The 18,264-nt window shown below is 56.0% G+C and carries 15 protein-coding genes; 7 read left to right on the forward strand and 8 right to left on the reverse strand.

The annotated features are described in order from the left end of the window. Window positions 1-305: 305 nt before the first annotated feature. Complete coding sequence (locus RBR60_RS05060) at window positions 306-1,736, forward strand: NYN domain-containing protein (RefSeq protein ID WP_320354795.1); 1,431 nt, start codon at window positions 306-308, stop codon at window positions 1,734-1,736. Window positions 1,737-1,855: 119 nt separating this feature from the next. On the opposite strand, the gene RBR60_RS05065 is transcribed toward RBR60_RS05060, so the two are convergent. Genes RBR60_RS05065 through RBR60_RS05075 form a run of 3 tightly spaced genes read right to left on the reverse strand, consistent with a single transcriptional unit; the run spans window position 1,856 to window position 8,517 of the window. Continuing rightward, window positions 1,856-3,919 carry an adenylate/guanylate cyclase domain-containing protein gene (locus RBR60_RS05065; RefSeq protein ID WP_320354796.1) on the reverse strand — a complete coding sequence of 688 codons (2,064 nt, stop codon included), beginning with the start codon at window positions 3,917-3,919 and terminating at the stop codon, window positions 1,856-1,858. Continuing rightward, entirely contained in the window at window positions 3,916-6,960 is a 3,045-nt protein-coding gene (locus RBR60_RS05070) for a FecR family protein (RefSeq protein ID WP_320354797.1), read from the reverse strand. Before RBR60_RS05070 ends, RBR60_RS05065 begins: the two co-directional genes overlap by 4 nt. 39 nt (window positions 6,961-6,999) lie before the next feature. Continuing rightward, entirely contained in the window at window positions 7,000-8,517 is a 1,518-nt protein-coding gene (locus tag RBR60_RS05075; protein WP_320354798.1) for a tetratricopeptide repeat protein, read from the reverse strand. A 175-nt stretch (window positions 8,518-8,692) separates the two neighbouring features. On the opposite strand from RBR60_RS05075, the gene RBR60_RS05080 reads away from it, so the two are divergent. Next, window positions 8,693-9,172 carry a hypothetical protein gene (locus tag RBR60_RS05080; RefSeq protein WP_320354799.1) on the forward strand — a complete coding sequence of 160 codons (480 nt, stop codon included), beginning with the start codon at window positions 8,693-8,695 and terminating at the stop codon, window positions 9,170-9,172. A 58-nt stretch (window positions 9,173-9,230) separates the two neighbouring features. On the opposite strand, the gene RBR60_RS05085 is transcribed toward RBR60_RS05080, so the two are convergent. Next, window positions 9,231-11,324, reverse strand: a complete 2,094-nt coding sequence (locus RBR60_RS05085) for a ribonucleoside triphosphate reductase (RefSeq protein ID WP_320354800.1) — start codon at window positions 11,322-11,324, stop codon at window positions 9,231-9,233. A gap of 306 nt (window positions 11,325-11,630) precedes the next feature. Between RBR60_RS05085 and RBR60_RS05090 the strand changes: the two genes are divergently transcribed. Then, window positions 11,631-11,906, forward strand: a complete 276-nt coding sequence (locus RBR60_RS05090; RefSeq protein ID WP_320354801.1) for a hypothetical protein — start codon at window positions 11,631-11,633, stop codon at window positions 11,904-11,906. Here RBR60_RS05090 and RBR60_RS05095 read toward each other — a convergent pair. The 4 genes from RBR60_RS05095 to proC all read right to left on the reverse strand — a co-directional run bounded on the left by RBR60_RS05095 (window position 11,878) and on the right by proC (window position 14,552). Then, entirely contained in the window at window positions 11,878-12,444 is a 567-nt protein-coding gene (locus tag RBR60_RS05095; protein ID WP_320354802.1) for a CoA pyrophosphatase, read from the reverse strand. The genes RBR60_RS05090 and RBR60_RS05095 overlap by 29 nt on opposite strands. After that, a complete protein-coding gene (locus tag RBR60_RS05100; protein ID WP_320354803.1) occupies window positions 12,441-12,857 on the reverse strand; it encodes a thioredoxin family protein in 417 nt (138 codons plus the stop codon). The genes RBR60_RS05095 and RBR60_RS05100 overlap by 4 nt, the downstream gene beginning before the upstream one ends. Window positions 12,858-12,882: 25 nt before the next feature. After that, complete coding sequence (locus RBR60_RS05105; RefSeq protein ID WP_320354804.1) at window positions 12,883-13,590, reverse strand: cytochrome c biogenesis CcdA family protein; 708 nt, start codon at window positions 13,588-13,590, stop codon at window positions 12,883-12,885. 98 nt (window positions 13,591-13,688) lie between these two features. Then, window positions 13,689-14,552, reverse strand: a complete 864-nt coding sequence (gene proC, locus RBR60_RS05110) for a pyrroline-5-carboxylate reductase (protein WP_320354805.1) — start codon at window positions 14,550-14,552, stop codon at window positions 13,689-13,691. A gap of 334 nt (window positions 14,553-14,886) precedes the next feature. Here proC and RBR60_RS05115 point away from each other — a divergent pair, with 334 nt between their 5' ends. The 4 genes from RBR60_RS05115 to RBR60_RS05130 all read left to right on the forward strand — a co-directional run bounded on the left by RBR60_RS05115 (window position 14,887) and on the right by RBR60_RS05130 (window position 18,237). After that, window positions 14,887-15,189, forward strand: a complete 303-nt coding sequence (locus tag RBR60_RS05115; protein WP_320354806.1) for a YggT family protein — start codon at window positions 14,887-14,889, stop codon at window positions 15,187-15,189. A 70-nt stretch (window positions 15,190-15,259) separates the two neighbouring features. After that, complete coding sequence (locus RBR60_RS05120; protein WP_320354807.1) at window positions 15,260-16,342, forward strand: type IV pilus twitching motility protein PilT; 1,083 nt, start codon at window positions 15,260-15,262, stop codon at window positions 16,340-16,342. Window positions 16,343-16,383: 41 nt separating this feature from the next. Next, window positions 16,384-17,562, forward strand: coding sequence for a PilT/PilU family type 4a pilus ATPase (locus RBR60_RS05125; protein ID WP_320354808.1), 1,179 nt, complete (start codon window positions 16,384-16,386; stop codon window positions 17,560-17,562). Window positions 17,563-17,580: 18 nt separating this feature from the next. Next, window positions 17,581-18,237, forward strand: coding sequence for a zinc-ribbon domain-containing protein (locus RBR60_RS05130; RefSeq protein ID WP_320354848.1), 657 nt, complete (start codon window positions 17,581-17,583; stop codon window positions 18,235-18,237). The last annotated feature ends 27 nt before the right edge of the window (window positions 18,238-18,264 follow it).

An 18,264-nucleotide genomic window follows, 5' to 3' on the forward strand; every position in this document is an offset into this window, starting at 1 on the left:
GTATTCTGCAAGAGGGTTTTTCTGGTAGGGGAACCCCTTTTTTCATGCCTGAACTCAAAAGTAAGAGGCTTCATCATCATGCGGCGTTATAAAAACCATTAAAAGGACCTGATCGTCTCCATATGGTTTGCAAAAGGCCAGAAGGGGCTTTGGGAAAGGAAAACCCTTTTTCTTCCGATGCCTCCAGAGTTGGGTGCAGGAGAGGGTCGATTTTTTTTTTTTAAGGATCAGGCGTTTTTTCCGTAAACGGTAAGGACGCAACAGCGTATTTTCCCGCAGTTTTTGCGGGAAAGGAGGAAAAAGACATGCAGTTTCTGGAGTGCAACACGCGACCCATGCGCAGTGCGGTTTTTGTGGATTTTGACAATATTTTTATCCGGCTTTCTGAGCTGGATGCAAATATTGCAAGGACCTTTGCCACCCGTCCCCTGGACTGGATTTCCTGGCTTGAAAATTCTCTTCCGCCTTATGCGGGAATTGATGCGGGGGCCAAACGCAATATTCTGGTGCGGCGCTGTTATCTGAATCCCAAAAGTTTCGGGAATTTCAGACCTTATTTCATCCGGGGAGCCTTTGAGACCGTAGACTGCCCGAGTCTCACCACCCAGGGAAAGACCAGCGCGGATGTGCACATGGTGGTGGACCTTCTGGATCTTCTGGATCATAAGGTGAATTACGATGAATTCATCATCATGAGCGCGGATGCGGATTTCACCCCTGTTCTGTTAAAACTCCGCAAATGGGACAGAAGGACCGCCGTGCTGGCCGTGGGCTCCACCTCGCCGGCCTACAGGGCTGCCAGCGATCTTGTTATTGATCAGGATGTTTTCATTGAAGAGGCTCTGGGAGGCGGAGGCATGGGCTATGCCGAACCTGCCCGCATCATCCGTCGGCCGGATGCAGCCGCATCTGTTCCTGTGTCGGCGGTTTCTCTGACACCTGTGGGCGGAACGTCTTCGTCCATGGCGCTCAGCAGCCCAGCGCCTGCACCGCCGGTCACACCGCCTTCCCCTGTGGCGGCCTCCCTGGGGCAGAACGGAAGCGAAGCTGCGCCGGGTGGTATGAATGCCTACCTGGATCGCTGTTCCCGTCTGGTGCAGACCTTTGTGCGATCTTCTCCTGAGGCGGTCACCATGGCCCAGCTGGCTTACCGGATCCGTCAGGCCTTTCCTGAGGTGGGTATGGATTGGCAGGGGAAGGGAAGCTTCAAGCTTTTTCTCTCGGAGCTGGATCTGGGACGTCTGGCCACCTCCCCTGTGATTCCGGGTTATGTCTATGACCCTACCCGGCATGCGGTACCCGCCGGTGACACAGGGATCCGGGATGAGGTGTTTGAAGCCCGGGATCCGGAAATGGCGGCCCTGGCGCGTAAAGTGCATGATCTGACGGACACGCCCTACCTTTCGCCGGAGCACTATGGTGTGCTGTTTTCGGCCATTGCCCAGGAAATTAACCACTCGGGCTATAACATGACCACGGTTTCCAAGGCTGTGCGGGATCGGTGTAAAACCCAGGAAGTTCCTGTGGCGCGGCAGCATGTGAATTTCGTGCTTCGGGGTATTGCCTTCACAGGGCACCGTTTTGGCGAGCGCAGGGAGTCCGCCCGGATTCTGGCGGATCGTCTTCTGGCCAACACCCTGAACCTTTGTGAAAATGCCCAGCTCTTACTCAGTGAAACGGAAATGGATCTTCTGCGGCGCTGGTTTGTTTCCGGACTGGATAAGGAAAAGGTATGAAAGGGAAAGGCTGCTTCCGGATGCGGCTTTTTTTGTGAAAGACCCAGAAAAAAACTTTTTTTTGGGGCGAGGAAAGCCAGGGCGGATTTGCCTCCCAAAAGTTTTGGGGGCGATCCGCCTTACTTTTCTGTCATGCGGATCACCTCCTGATGGGGGCAGGGGATGATTTCTGCGGGAAGATCCCCTTTTTCCTGGATCAGCTCGTAAAGGGTGACGGGTTCTTCCTTGCCCTTGACAATCACCCGTTCCCGTCCCAGGGCCCGGAGACCCCGGAAATCGCCCTTTTCCATGAGAGGGCGGATTTTTTCGAGGGTGGCATCACTGATCAGGATGCGGGCCTTGTATTTTTTTGTGAGGGATTCAAGGCGCGCCCCAAGGTTCACCTGATCCCCGATGATGGTATAGTCCATTTTCTGTCCTTCAGCCCCGATATTTCCCACCAAGACCTCCCCTGAGTTGAGTCCGATGCCGCAGTCCAGCACGGGCTTTCCTTCCCGCCGCCACTTTTCCTGGAGGACATCAAGCCGCTGGATCATTTCGAGAGCGCAGTGGACCCCCAGCCCCGCATGGTCAGGCTGGAGCATGGGAGCGTTCCAGAAAACCATGATGGCGTCTCCGATGAACTTGTCCAGGGTGCCTTCCCACTGAAACACGGCGCGGGTCATTTCTCCCAGATATTCGTTGAGGATGGACACCACCTCCTCCGGAGAGTGTTTTTCCGAAAAAGAGGTAAATCCCCTTACATCGGAAAAAAGCACCGTCACTTCCCGCCGTATGCCCCCCAGCCGGGCCATTTCCGGATGCTGAATGAGCTCATTGACCACACGTTCGGTCACATAGGAGGAAAACATGGCTCGGATGCGGCGGGCGTTTTTTTCCCCAAGGCCGTAATGGAGGGCCGTGCCTGCGGTGTAAATGCAGAGAATGTTGAAAAGGGGATAGGTCAGGTGCAGCCAGATCCCGTTTCTGGCAAAGACCAGGCAGGCCGCTCCGCTGAGGGCGAGAAGGCTTGCAAGGGTGAGGGCAGAAGAAATCTGAATGGCCCTGAAGCGTGTGATGACGAAAGAAAAGAGAATGCCTGAGCTGAGAAGCACCCCGAGATTGAGGGACAGGGGAGCTGCCTGCAATGAACGGTTTTCCACGATGGCGGCAATGACAGAGGCGTGTTTTTCCACCCCTGGCATGGCGGCGCTGTAAGGTGTTACCCGCAGATCATAGATGCCCGCAGCTGTGGCGCCGATGAGGACAATTTTTCCCTGGATTTCTTCTTTCGGGATGCGGTTTTCCAGGATGTCAATGATGGAAACCTGGGAAAAAGTGCGGCCTGGGCCATAGTAGTGGATGAGGGTGCGTCCCCAGAAGTCTGTGGGAATACGCTGATCTTTCAAGATGATGGCCCTGGTGGCTTCCACCGTCACGGCGCTCAGGGGAATTTCCAGGTATTCCGCCGCAGTCCGCAGGCTGAGGGCGGGGTAGAGGTAGCCGTCATGGGCGATGATAAGGGCTTCCCATCGCAGGGTGCCGTCTTTGTCAGGAAACATGTTGATGTGCCCGAGGCCCTTTGCATCTTCATTGAGTACATCCACAGGCAGGATTACCTGGTTGCCCTGTATGGGGGGATAGCGGGAAAAGGCGTTCGGGTTGACAAGGCTTGTGAGCGCAGAGGCAGGCAGAATGGGGTTGATGGAGGGCATGGGGGCATGTTCAAAATCCATGAGCATGGGAAGAAGGACATTGTCGGCCTGGTAAAGGGCCTCGGCAAGCAGAGGATCGTTTGGTTCGGGTTCACTGAAAAAAACGTCCCATGCGATGACCTTGGCTCCAGCTTCCGAGAGCGTATCCACAAGGCGGGCCATGATATCCCGTCCCCAGGGCCAGCGACCCAGGTGGGCAAGGCTTTTTTCATCAATGGCTGCAATGAGGAGAATATCCGGCGGTGTCCGGACTCCGCGTAGGGTAAACCGATAATCCAGCAGGTTTTTTTCCACATGCTCAAAAAAGGGAACCTGCATGGGTAAAAGAAGGGCACAGAAAAAAGTAAGGCCCAGACCCGTGATCAGGGAAAGGGCTTTGTGGCGACTTTCAGGGGTTTGGGGTGAAAGGGGAAGGAAAAAGCCCGGAAAGCGGAGGCCCTTTTCAGAAGCCTTGGCATTTCCGGGGTTCAGACTGGAAAAAAAGGTCATGGCTCGAGAAGCCCTGCGGCTGTGCCGGAAAAGGTGTTTTTCGTCACATCAATGTGACCTGCGCCCAGGCCTTCAAAGTAAAAGAGATCTTTGAAATGCCCCTCCGTGAGTGTTCCGCCGCCGTGGACATAAGCCTTCCACAGCCCCTTTGTGGTGTCAAATTCTTTGAGGGTAAAGCGCGCATCCAGGCCGGAGCCTTGCAGGTCCACGGTCCTGTAAGGGTAGTCTCCCCCAGGGCTGTAAAAGCCCTGTACATCCCCGGAGGCCCAGATGCTGGGACGCGCGCCTGTGCTGGGAGCCAGAAAGATCATGTCTTTCATTTCCACAGAAAGGGAGCCGCTTGCGTCGGTGTAAGCGCCGCTGAGACTTGCCCGTCCCACTTCAAAGGCGGGAATGTGGAGTTGGGCGAGGGCCTCGGTGTTGGGGTTGCTGCCCGTATCAATCATGGAGAGCAGGGTGGTTGTGTCCATGTAGACGCCCAAGGTTAAGGCCTGCCAGTTTGCGGCATCAAAGGTACCCAGGGTTTCGCCCAGGTAAATGCCCGTTTGGGCGTCTTCGTTCTGGATGTGGGCGTAATACCCCACGGTTTCTCCTGACAAGCGCTGGTCTTCCCAGCCTTTCCCCTGGGTCAGCGTGCGCAGATCAAGGGGTGAGTCGGTCGTGTCCGTACTGAGGAAAAGCGTCCAGTTGTGGCGGGCATTACCCGTATAGCTGCCGCCTATCTGCATGCGGGCAATGCCCCAGGAGGCTTGGGGAAGATGGAGGATGTCAAGTTTGTGGTGCGGACCGCTTTCCGAATAAAGGGGACTGTCGTCTGTAAAATAGCCATCTCCGGAATTGAGCATAAAGGTACTGGCTTGGGGAATCAGAAGGGTGCTGTCATCGCCGCCGAGCCTTGTGGCCGTGTGAACGCCGCCCTGTACGTGCATCATGCCGATTTCCGGATAGAGATTGGATTCTCCCGCAGCTCCCATGAGGCCCTGGAAGACTCCGGTCTGGTTGGCTGGATCCCGGTAAAGGGCCAGAATCCGGGTTTCCAGGTTGTTCCCCACCTGACGACCCGCCATGAAGCCCGCAAAACTGCCCCCATCATAGGTGGTCTGAGAGCCATCCACATGGTTTTGCGCATAAATGCCTGTGCTGAGCAGACGGGGGGCCTGGTTTTGCGCTCCATCGTAGCGGCCAAGAAGGGTGACCGGCTGATGGGGGGCAGTGGTGCCCGGATGCCAGAGGGAGCTGGAATCCTTTTCGGTGGAAATGCCTCCCCAGAGGGCGTCCACGTGAACCCCATCGTCCAGGCTCAGCCTTCCTGTGAAGACCATGGGCATGTGCATGGGGCTGACAAAGGCCAGGGGACTCAGGGTCATTTTGTGGGTGTTGTATAGGGAAAGCGGAGTGAGCCAGTGGCCCTCAAGGGTGTTGTCCCTGTGGGATCCGGTAAAGAGGGTCTGGCCTCTGCCGTAGTAGAGTCCGTTCATGAAGGTGAGTGCGGCCTGGCCCGACACCATCCCCTGAGAATCCGAAGGCTGGAGAGTGGTTTGCGAAAGCCAGAATCCGTAGTCGCTTGTATTGTAATCCCACGTGTCGCCACGGGTTTGGGGAGAAGCGAGGCCGCCTGCCTGGAGCGTGGAAGGCAGGGTCTGGGCATGGGGAAGCTTCATGCTGGCAAAGCTGGCTCCTTCTCCCAGGCCGGTGTTGAGGTAAAGGAGGCCTGGCGCCTGGATTTCATCGATAATGGCGTAAGCGTTTTCGCCGTAGATACGTCCTTTGAGAAGATAGGTTTTGGCTCCGTAAAAGAAATTTTCAGAAAAGGAGGCCACGGTTTCGCCGCTTTGGTCTATGGCGCGGATATGAATCTGATGCAGCCCTTCCTTCAGATCCAGGACATGAATTTCTTCGGATCTGCTGGCCGTGCTGTTGATGGGCGTCCAGGTTTCATGGGTATCCAGGCGGTACTCAAAATAAAGATCCTGATTGGCCTCCACCATCCAGTTTCCGCGGGGCGCCGAGGTGAAGAGAGTGGCGCTGCTCAGGATGACCTCAGGCTCGGGCCGGGGTTCCGGGTCAGGTTCCGGTTTGGGCTCTGGTTTGGGTTCTGGCTCTGGTTTGGGCTCGGGTTTGGGTTGGGGTAAGATTTCTTCGCGGGTCTCGCTGATGGGGGGCGGGCCGGGAAGATAGTCTGTGGGGGATTCATCGGATGCGACAGACTGTGCGGCGGGCAGATCGGCAGATCGGCTCTGGGAAAGATCCGCTTCCGAAGGCAACAGGGGGGTGGGGCTGGCGCTTAAACGCGCGCCTTCTCCGGCCCTCCGGGAGGAAGAAAGGGGTTTGCCTTCTTCTTCTTTCCCGCTTTCCTCTGCGTCCTGGGAAGAGGTGTCCTGCTGATGCTGGCGCAGGGTTTCAGGAGGTGCAGACTGCGGAGCGCGTGGGGGTCTTCGTGCGGGAACGGACGTGGTCTGGCCTGGCAGCAGGTCCACCTGTATTTCCGGTATGGCGGGGTTATATACCTGGACGCGACCTCGGGCCACCAGAACCACAGTAAGGGCGTTCTGATGAAAGACGATGTAGTCCGTGCCCCGAACCCCTGCAACGGCGTTGGGTGTATGGATTTCAAAACGGTTGCCTGAGTCGGGTATGGCAATACGGCCGCTGGTTTCAGGGCTGATGATGGCACGCGCTTTGCCTCTGGGGAGGTCGATAATGCTGCTGCTTGTGTCTGCGTTGTGGAGGTATTCCCGTATGTCAATGCGGCTGCGCTCGGCAATGTCCAGGCGGTTGCCATCCGTGAAAACGAGACTGGCGCGGCCTTGGCTTCGCGTGCGGATTACATCCTGCACATACACCGGATCCTGAACGTGGACGGGAATGGCGGGCAGAGCTCCGCCTCTCAGCACGTCTACGATGCCAGAGACCTCGGCAAAATGGCCGATGGCCTCTTGTGGTGGATTCTGGCCGTAGGCAACGCCGGAAAACAGAAAAAGAAAAAGGATGCATGGGAAAAAACCGGATATTTTCATGGGAAAACAGCAGATTTTATGCATGGCGGCAACCTCCTTTGCGGAGCCGGGTGAAGCTTGGGATTAAAAACGGTATTCCATACCGGCCCCATAGACATTGCGGCGGTACGCATAGATGGGGATGTTGGAGTCATCCTCGTTGCCCGTGTAGCTGAGGGTGAAAAGCAACTTCGGGGAAATATCCCAGAGAATCTGGGTGGTCCAGGTATTGCTGCGGTTGTTGCGTTTCAGGCCAAAAACCGAATGCACCTTGTCATAGTCCTGCTTGAAATGTTCGGCGGAAAGGGAAATACGTACCTGGGCGTGTATGGGAAAAAGAAGGCCTGCGCCATAGCGATGCCCCTGATTTTGCCAGTTGGCACCTTCAGCGTCATCCTGAATGTACTCGTATCGCAGATGAAAGAGGCCCTGGGCCTGGGCAAAGGAATAAAAATAGGCGGTGGCTGCGCTGTAAACATGGCTGTCCCGGTTTTCGTCGGGGTGACGGGCGCTTTGCAGCATTTCCCGCCGTGCATAGCCTGCGGAAAGACGAACCATGTGACTGGGGTGCAGCTGAAAAAAGAGGGTGGGCCTGAGCCCCATGGTGTCCATGTATTCCCGTTCATGCAGCCAGGCCCGGTTCCAGAAAAGGGGCAGGCCGAGATTGCCCTGGCGGAAGTGCCAGGCCGGGGTGAGGGCCATGGAAGGAAGAAGGATGTTGTGGCTGGAGGTGTCCTTATATGTGTTGGCGCTTAAGGCAAATTGCGCATTCAGGGACCAGGGACGATCCAGGAGGGGATTGAAGCTTGCCTGAAAGGTGGTGAGAAGGCCTGTGTCCTTTTCTCCTGTGATATCCACGCCTGTGATGGTGCTGGAAGGTTTGGCGACCACGTTGTCATCATAGCGCACCTCTGCTCCCAGGCTGAAGCGCCACTTCCGGTGCGTCTCCATGAGCCGGGTGAGGGATTGGCTGTATTCCCGGGCAAAATCCGCCTGATCCGGGTCCGGCGCCATGGTGGAAAGGGCCTCCAGGCTGTTTTTTGCCTGGCGGATCTTGCCTTCCTGGACGTGGAGTATGGCAATCTGAAGTTCGGCGGATGTGGTGAGGGCGGGGTTCAGGTCCATGGATTTCCGGAAGGCTGCAATGGCTTTTTGGCTGTTGCCCATGCGGGCAAGGGTCAGCCCTTTGAGAAAGGCGATCTGGTCTGGCAGGACTCCCTCGCTTTCCGCCTGGAGGATGTACATTCTGGCTTCGGGAATCTCTTCCATGCGGATCAGGACTTCTATGAGTTCGATATAGGCATCCTGGACCCTGGGGCTGAGTCTCAGTGCTTCACGGTATTGGCTGGCTGCCTTTGCATAATCGCCTGTCTGCTTGTACACCAGCCCCAGATAGAAGGCGGCGACGGAAGAGGCGGGCACCTGCTGACGGGCCAGGATGAGGAGTTCCAGGGCTTCTTCAAAGCGTTCCTCCTGGTATTCGGAAATGGCCTTTTGCAGCAGGCTGCTTTGCCCATCGCTGCCTTGGGCGTACAAGGCAGGAGGGGAAAAGGCTCCGGAGACCATGAGCCAGAGAAAGAACAGCAGAAGAGATCTTTTCATGGGCGGCTTCCCTGTTTTTTGAAGCAGTGGCGGGTGCCATCTGCCTGGGTAAAAGGACCATGCCCTTGTCATGGATGGGGGAACGCTGTAAAAATAAGGCGTATGCGGCCTTTTGTCCGAATGGCCCATTATATCGGAATTTCCGGCAAAAAGTAAATACTGTAAAGTAGTCGGCATGGTTTGCCTGGAAGGACGGAAAAAGGCCGATGCCGGGAAGAGAGAGGCTCTCAGGGGAGGTGTCATGGGCTGGATGCGGAGATGGCTGAGGGGACTGGTTCTTGGGGTATGTGTGCTGTCCATGACAGGCTGCGGAACCCTTTTATATCCGGAGCGCAGGCAGGCGACGCTTCAGGCGGATCCCGCAGGGCGGCGTATTGATCCTGCGGTGGCTGTGCTGGATGCGGCCTGCCTTGTCTTTTTCATTATTCCGGGTATTGTGGCCTTTGCCGTGGATTTTGCCACAGGCGCCATTTACCTGCCCTCGGGAAGTTCTTCCTCCCTGAAAGGGGAAAACCAGGATCTCCTGGCAGAGGACAGGCCGCATCCGGATCTGGCGACCATTGAGGCCTTTGTGCTGGCGCGGACGGGCATTCCCGTGGATATGAGGGATCCCCGGTTGGAAGCCTTCGTGCTGGATCGTTCGACGTTTTTTTAAAAGAACTTTCCAGGACCTTAGAGTACGGAAGGCACGGGTCCTGGAAAGGAGCAGTACTCTACATGGCATCCTTAAAGGTTTTGCGCATGCGGAATTCGGTCTGTTTGCCGTTGTTCCACTGGTTGACAGGGCGAAGATAGCCCACCACCCTGGAGTAGACCTCTGTGGGGCCTTCGCAGGTGGTGCATGCGGTTTTTTCTCCTCGCATGTATCCGTGGAGAGGGCAGACGCTGAAGGTGGGGGTCAGGGTGAAATAGGGCAGTTTGTAGTTGTCTGTTATTTTGCGCACCAGATTGCGGGTGATGGCGGGATCCCGGATTTCTTCCCCAAGGAAGGTATGGAGTACGGTACCGCCCGTGTATTTGGCCTGAAGATCATCCTGATGATCGAGAACGGTGAAAAGATCATCGGAGTAGTTCACCGGCAGGTGGGTGGAGTTGGTGTAGAAGGGATCGCCTCCGTTTTTGAAATCCTCCTCATTGGCGCAGAGAATATCCGGATACATTTTTTTGTCTTTCAGGGCGAGAGAGTAGGACGTGCCTTCCGCAGGGGTGGCTTCTAAATTGAAGATATCCCCGGTTTCGTTCTGAATCTCCTCAAGACGCTTGCGGATGTGATCCATAATGGAAAGGGCAAAGCGATGCCCTGCCTCGGAGGCGATGTCTTCGCCCAGGAAGTTGAGGCAGGCCTCGTTCATGCCATTGATGCCGATGGTGGAAAAATGATTTTTCCAGTAAACCCCCGTGCGTTCCTTGATGTGCCGCAGATAAAACTTGGAGTAGGGGTAGAGGCAGCCATCGGTGAATCGCTCCAGAACCTTGCGCTTGATCTGCAGCGATTCCTTGGCAAGATCCATGACATTATCAAGAAGGGTTTTGAATTCCTCTTCCGTATCCGCAAGGTAGCCGATGCGGGGAAGGTTGATGGTGACCACCCCGATGGAGCCTGTGAGGGGGTTGGCCCCGAAAAGTCCACCCCCCCGTTTGCGCAGTTCCCGGTTGTCAAGGCGCAGGCGGCAGCACATGGACCGGGCATCGTCGGGATCCATGTCCGAGTTCACAAAGTTGGAAAAATAGGGGATGCCGTATTTCCCCGTCATTTTCCAGATGGCTGTCATGCGGGGGTTGTCCCAGTCAAAATCTTTGGTGATGTTGTAGGTGGGAATGGGGAAGGTGAAGACCCGGCCCCGGGCGTCGCCTTCCATCATCACTTCGGCAAAGGCCTGGTTGAGAAGATCCATTTCCGCCTGGAAATCCCCGTAGGTGATATCCATATCCCGGCCCCCCAGGACCACAGGCACGTCCTTGAGAATGCCCGGTACGTTGAGATCCATGGTGATGTTGGTGAAGGGGGTCTGGAAGCCGACCCGGGTGGGGATGTTGATGTTGAAGACAAACTCCTGAAGGGCCTGTTTGATTTCCACATAATCGAGCTGATCGTAGCGGATAAAGGGGGCGAGGAGGGTATCGAAGTTGGATACGGCCTGAGCACCTGCGGCTTCCCCCTGAAGGGTGTAGAAGAAGTTGACAAGCTGGCCCAGGGCTGAGCGGAAATGGCGGGGAGGGGCGCTTTCCACCTTGCCGGAAACCCCTTTGAAGCCCTGGCGCAGCAGGTCCTGAAGATCCCAGCCCACGCAGTAGACGGAAAGGAGACTCAAGTCATGGATGTGCATATCCCCGTCTTTGTGCGCCCGCCGAACTTCCGGTGGATAAATACGGTTCAGCCAGTATTCCGCTGTGATGTCTGAGGAAATATAGTTGTTCAGCCCCTGGAGCGAGTAGCTCATGTTGCTGTTTTCTTTGATTTTCCAGTCCATCTGGCGGAGATAGTTGTCCACAAGGTCCCCGTTGACCCGGGTGACGATGTTGCGGAGCTGGGAGCGCTGCTCCCGGTAGATGATGTAGGCCTTGGCTGTCTGGAGATAGGGAGAGTCCAGAAGTACGCGCTCCACAATATCCTGGATGGCTTCCACATCCGGAGAGGGTCCAAGGCGCATGTCTTTAATGAGGGTGAGAACCCGGAGGGTGAGCTTGCGGGCTTCCCTTTCACCAAATTCTCCTGTGGCCTTGCCTGCCTTGGTGATGGCTGCGGTGATCTTGGAGGAGTCGAATTCGACAATACGGCCGTTGCGTTTTCTGATACTTTCAAGCATGGGATCTCTCGGTTTTTTTAGGGTTCATCCGGGATGTTCCGGAACGCTGACGATGGGAGTGCCTGCGAGAAAAGAGGCGGATTTCAAGGTGACTGCGCGCCTTGACTTTGCCAAGGATAAGGGAGGTGTAAGGGGAAGTCAAGACTATATGCTGTGTTTGTTTCTGGTTTTTATGTCTGTATATTGTGGTCGATGGGGGATCTGCCTGGTTTTTTGGGAAAAAACAGGGGGCAGGGCAAGCCTTGGGAACCGCATTTTTTTGCCCGGATTCTGACCGGGTCAGAAAACAGTGAACAGGGAGGTTTTATGGGATGGGGTAACAAGCCCGTACATCGGCAACAGATGGTTCCCTGGTACGATACCCGGCTTGCATGCAGAGTGGCCTTCTGGCTTCTGTTGCCGTTTTTTGTGTTCAGTCTGGTGGGGATTTTCGAGGCTCTGCAGACGGAGCCCTGGCGCCAGAACATCTGGGTGCCTCTGGTCATGGCCCTGATCAGCCTGTGGCTCATGGTGCGCATGGGCTTACGGGTGACCCGACGGCGGTCAGGGACGGTTACTCCGGAGAAAGGAGGCATTCCATGAAATGGTGGACAATGCGGGCTGTGGCTCCCCAGATTACGGCGTCTTCTCCTATGGGATAGCGCAGTTCGGTCCAGTCCGGCTCCCTTCCGTGAAAGCCCTGGCGCTGATGGGTTTCCATCAGGCCTTGGATGGGGATGTCCAGAACCCTGGAGATTTCTGCGGGATCAAGGGTCAGGGGGCCAGCGCCCTGCCACCATCCGGCGAGAACTTCAATGCAGACATTGTTCAAGGTCATGAAATGGCCCATGGATCCGATGATGCGGACCTCCTCGGAGGGGATGTTGAGCTCTTCTTTCAGCTCCCGCAGGGCTGCATGGGTGCTGTCCGGATCCCTGGGGTCAATATGACCGCCTGGCAGAGCCACCTGACCGGCCCAGGTGTAGTGGGGGTGGGGAGCCTTCTGGATGGCCAGGAGTTTGGGCTCGGATTCCGGTGTGAGCAGAAAGGATACGGCAGCAGGTCGTATCCTCTGTGACGGAGGACCGGGATGGGGATGGCGGAGGATGATATTCTGATACGTTTCGGGAAAAGACTTCATTTTTCGTGGTTTCCTGTGTTCAGAATTTTCAGGATGCGCAAAAAGGTTTCCGGCGGAACATAACCGGGTCTTGAAAAGAGCCCCTCGCCTCCGGAGGAAAGAAAAATATGGGCCGGAACACCGCTGACCCGGAATTTTCGGGCAAAGGCCGTATTCCTGTCCACATCAATCCGCGCACTGATGAAGTGGGTGTTGAGGTATTGGATCACCTCTGCGTCCGCGAGGGTTTTTTCCTCCATGGTACGGCACCAGGAGCACTGGCTGCTCTGGAAATAAAAATAAACTTTTTTTTCTTCCTGTGCGGCCTGCTCCAGGGCTTTGTTGTGGGGTGTCCAGGCGAGGGACTGGGCGGAAGCGAGGCTTGCCATGAAAAGAAAAAGCAAGGTCAGGGTGAGACGGTGGAAAATGGACATTGGAAATCTCCTTATGGCTGTAAGCCTAGGGAAGGAACATGAGCCTTCCCATCTGGTTGGTCATGAGGAGCAGGCCGCTTGTGACAAGAAGAATGCCTGCGGTGATATTGGCTGCACGTAAAAAGGGTTTGGCTTTGCGGACAAAAGCCATGAGCCGTGCTGCGGTAAAGGCCAGTAGCGCAAAGGGCAGGGCCAGGCCGAGGGCGTAGACAGAAAGCAGGAGAATGCCCTGCTCCAGGCTTTCCCGGGTGCCGGCCATAACGAGGATGGATCCGAGAAGGGGGCCGATGCAGGGACTCCAGCCTGCGGCAAAGGCCATTCCGATGAAAAAGGCGGCGAGTCCATGAACAGGTCTGGTTTTCAGATGCACCCGTTTTTCGGTCTGGAGAAAGGGAATTCGTAAAAGGCCCATGAGGTGAAGGCCAAAGACAAGAACAAGGCTTCCCCCGACCATGCGCACCCAGCCCCCGTTTTGGGAGAGGAGCTGGCCCAGGAATGTGGCGGATGCCCCCAGGGCGATGAAGACCAGGGAAAAACCCGCAATAAAGCCCAGGGTGGTGAGGCGTATTCTGCGTTGGGCTCCAGGGGAGGGGCCCTTTCCCAACTCATCCATGGAAACGCCTGAAATGAAACTGAAGTAGGCCGGTATCAGGGGGAGGATGCAAGGAGACAGAAAGGACAGAATCCCGGCGCTGAAGGCGGCGATGAGGGGAACGGGTTCCACAAGGAGCATGGCTTCTCCATAGAGATGTTTGGAGTTCAGAAATCCGCAATCCCTTAAGGAACTTCTGGGATGCGCACGCTGAATGAGAGCCTTTGGGGCACATCTGGTTACGGGAGATTGGCAGAAAGTTCCCTGGAACGATCCCGGGCCGCGACCAGAGCCCGAAGAATGAGATCCTCAAATCCGCCATCCCGGAGTACGGCAAGGGCTGCGGCCGTTGTGCCCCCAGGCGAAGTGACCCGCTGTCTTAAGGTTGCGGCGTCGGCTTCCCCGGTTTCCAGAAGAGCCACCGCGCCTTTGAGAGTCTGAACGGTGAGTGTCAGGGCGTCCTGAGAGGAGAGCCCAAGGCTTTCTCCGGCCCGGATCATGGATTCGGCAAAAAGAAAAAGATAGGCCGGTCCGGATCCCGAAAGGGCGGTGAGGGCGTCCATGAGGCTTTCCGGAATCACACAGACCTTTCCCATGGCGGACATGAGGGCCATGGCCTGTTCCATATCCGGATCCCGCACGCCCGCCCCCCGGCTGATCCCGGACATGCCACAGCCCACAAGGCAGGGTGTGTTGGGCATCACCCGTATGGGAACCAGAAGATCTTTCTGACTTGGACTGAGAGAGGCTTTGAGATGTTTTTCAAGAAAATGCAGGGAGATACCCGCTGCAATGGAAAGAATGAGTTTTTTTCGGGACAGGGTGCTGTAGCGTTTGTCCTGGGTGAGGCTTGCGAGCAACGCTTCCATCTGCTGGGGCTTGACCGCCAGAACAAGAATATCGGCGCGCATGAAGACGTCCATGCTGTCTTCTGTGGTCTGAATACCGAATCTGGAAGTCATGAGATCCCGCCGCAGAGGATCCGGATCCGCCGCAAGGATGTGGTGGGAAGGGAGGTCAAGGCCATGACGCAAGGCCTGTATCATGGCTTCGGCCATATTCCCTGCGCCGATGAAGCCGATTTGTTTTTGGGAAAGGGGCATGAAAAAACTCCTTGTCAGGGTAGGGAGGGGCGAGGCCTTTTCATTCAGCCTACAAGGATATGCACCAAGTTTGCCCATGATACAAGACCCAGATGGTCGGGCCTTCGGGTCCAGAGTGGGGGGAATGCGGATGCCTGCGGGGCTTGCTCCCGATTCTTGACGGGTGCGGGCGGCATGCCGTATGCTGCACCCTTATGATCGTTCAGCCCGTTTTCATCTTCTGGTCCCACGGGGTTTCCTGCACGGGGACAGGAAAGAAAATGGGTTTTTACCGCCCCTTTTAAGAATGTGTGGGGGCATTTTTCTTATCCGGATAAAAATGAGGTTTTTTCCCATGTTTGTTTTCGGAAATTTTTTTGTGGCTCTGGCCAAGATCACTCAGGTGGTATTAACCCTTTACATGTGGATTCTCATTGCCAGGGCGCTTTTATCCTGGGTGAACCCCGATCCCCACAATCCCATTGTACGATTTTTACATCAGGTGACGGACCCTGTGATGGACAGGGTCCGCAGAATTCTTCCCCTGCAGTTCGGAGGAATTGATTTTTCTCCCATCCTTATCATCCTCGCCATTGTTTTTCTGCAGGAATTTCTGGTGACAACCCTGTACAACATGGGTGTGATGATGGGACGCTGAAACGGTTGCAGCGCATGCCTTGAGAGAAGGGGCATGCTTTGGGGCTTCCTCCATAGGGAGAAAAAACGCCATGGCAAGAATTGATGCTTTTTTTAAGCTCATGCACGACCAGGGGGCTTCGGACCTCCATCTCGTTGCGGGTCAACCCCCGGCCCTGCGGATCAATGGGGAAATGGAGCGGGTGAAATACAAGGTTCTCGATAATGACGAGCTGCGCTCCATGCTGTATGAGATCTGTCCTGAGGATAAGATCAAAAGCTTTGAAGAAACCGGGGATGTGGATTTTGGCTATGAGATTCAATCTCTGGCCCGGTACAGGGCCAATTATTTTCTCCAACGCAATGGGGTGGGGGCTGTGTTCCGGGAGATTCCCACCACCATCCTCACGGCAGAGCAGCTGGGACTGCCCACGGTGATTTCCAAGCTTGCCCTCCTGCCCAGAGGCCTTGTGCTGGTCACAGGCCCCACGGGTTCGGGTAAATCCACCACCCTGGCCGCCATTCTGGATGTGGCCAACCGACACAGAAAAGACCACATCATTACGGTGGAAGACCCCATTGAGTTTGTGCATAAAAGCCAGAGCGCCCTTGTAAACCACAGGGAAGTGGGCACGCATACCAAGAGTTTTTCCGCAGCGCTGCGGGGGGCCCTGCGCGAGGACCCGGATATCATCCTTGTGGGCGAGATGCGGGATCTGGAAACCATCTCCCTTGCCATTGAAGCGGCCAGCACGGGGCATCTGGTTCTTGCCACCCTGCACACCAACAGTGCGGCGAAGACCATCGACCGCATCATTGAGGTGTTTCCCGCCAATCAGCAGTCCCAGGTGCGCTCTACCCTGGCGGACAGCATCCGCGCTGTGATTTCCCAGACCCTGTTCAAACGCATTGACCAGAAGGGCCGTGTTGCGGCCATGGAGATTCTCATTGCCAATCCTGCGGTGCGTAACCTGATCCGGGAGGGCAAAACCTTTCAGATTGCCTCCATGATACAGACGGGAAAGAAGTATGGCATGCAGCTTCTGGATGACGCCATCATGAATCTTTATACCCGGGGTGTGATCAGTGCGGATGACGCCTATTCCAAGGCCAATGAAAAATCGCGTTTTGTGAATTTCCTGAAAAATCCGCCCCTGGATTTCACGGAGGTCTGACAGGAAAAGGTCGCAAGGCTTTTGAAAAGGGACGTAGCGCCATGAAAAAACAGGAAATAGATCATATTCTCACCCAGATGCTGGATTTCAGGCAGAATGTGTCAGATCTTAATTTTACCGCAGGCCGTCCGCCCCAGGTGGAAAGTGACGGGCGTCTGCAGGGCGTTCCCATGGATCCTCCTCTGCCATCCCTCACGCCCTATCAGACGGAAGTGCTGGCCCTGACCCTCATTGGCCGGAACAGGCGCATGGCCCAGCAACTGGTGAGGGACGGATCCTGCGATCTTTCCTACAGCCTTCCGGGTAAGGCCAGATTCCGCGTGAACGTCTTTTCCCAGTCCGGGGGGAATTACTCCACGGTGCTGCGGAAGCTGGAGGCGCGCATTCCCAGCATTGAAACCCTGGGGCTTCCGGAGGTTTTCCATCAGGTGGCTGCAGAAAAAAACGGGTTGATTTTTGTAACCGGAGCCACGGGATCGGGAAAGTCCACAAGCCTTGCCGCCATTCTGGACGCCATTAACACGAGCCAGGAGGTGCATGTGGTCACCCTGGAGGATCCGGTGGAGTACCAGCATCCCCAGAAAAAATCCACCTTTAATCAGCGGGAACTGGGTGTGGATTTCCCGGATTACAGCACAGGTCTGCGTGCAGCCCTGCGACAGGCGCCCAAGGTGATTCTGGTGGGAGAGATGCGGGATCGGGATTCGGTGGAGATCGGGCTTCGTGCTGCGGAAACCGGGCACCTGGTTCTGACCACCCTGCATACCGTGGATGCGGGAAAGACCGTGAACCGCATTGTGGGGATGTTTGATAGTGAAGAGGAAAGGCAGATGCGCATCCGCCTGGGGGATTCGGTGAAGTGGATCATCTGCCAGCGGCTTTTACCCAAGGTGGGGGGCGGGCGGGTTGCAGCCTTTGAAATCCTTGGAACCAGTCTGCGGGTCAAGGAAATTATCATGCATGGGGAGTCTGAGGGCAAAACCTTTTATGAAATGATCCAGGCCGGGCGGCACAGAGGCATGTGCACCTTTGATGATTCCATCCTCCACCTGTATGAAAAGGGCCTGATCACCGAGGCAACGGCCCTTTCCTATGCCTCCAGGCGGGAGACCGTGGGCAGGGGGCTGGATCAGATCAAGGCAGCCCGGGGGGAAAGCACCACGGACATCAGCAACCTGGAAATTGACCGGGGTTACGGTCGGCGGCGGGAGGGCTTTTAAATGGTTGCGGAAGAAGGCATGACCCTGGTGTGTGAAGGTTGTCAGAGCGCATTTCGTGTTCCGTCCGGAAAAATTCCACCAGGAAAGACCGTGGCTGTGACCTGTCCGAAGTGTCGCCATCGTTTTTCCTTTACAGCGCCGGATGGAGGGCGGAGTAAAGAAGCGTTTCCGCGGTCACCGGCCTCCATGGAGGGGGGACGGGAAAACAGCCCTGCGGTTTCTGCCCTGACCTTTGCCGAAGAGGAGGGGGAACGGGCCCTGGTGTGTGTGGAAGATCCGGATCTTCTGGATGAGATACGGCACACTCTGGAGCTCATGGAGTACCAGGTCATGTGCGTGGGCGCGCCCCATGAGGCGCTCAAGGTTCTGCGCATGCACACCTGTCATCTGGTGGTGGTGTATGAGGGGTTTGGCGAGGTGAGTGCGGAGCGCAATTCCGTACTTTTGTACCTGGAGCGTTTGCCCATGATGCTGCGCAGGGAGATGTTTGTGGTGATGCTTTCCCAGCGTCACAGCACCCTGGATTCCCTGGTGGCCTTTGTCCGGAGTGTCAACCTTGTGGTAAATGTGCGCCATGTTCCTGATCTGGAACGTCTTCTGAAGCAGGGGATTGCGGATTCCAGGCATTTCTATGAGGTTTTTCTGGAAGCTCTGAAAGAGGAGGGGCGGCGCTGACTCGTGTCCATTTGAAAGAAATAGGGA

It is taken from the genome of Desulfobotulus sp. (assembly GCF_034006065.1).
Taxonomy (GTDB): Bacteria; Desulfobacterota; Desulfobacteria; order Desulfobacterales; family ASO4-4; genus Desulfobotulus.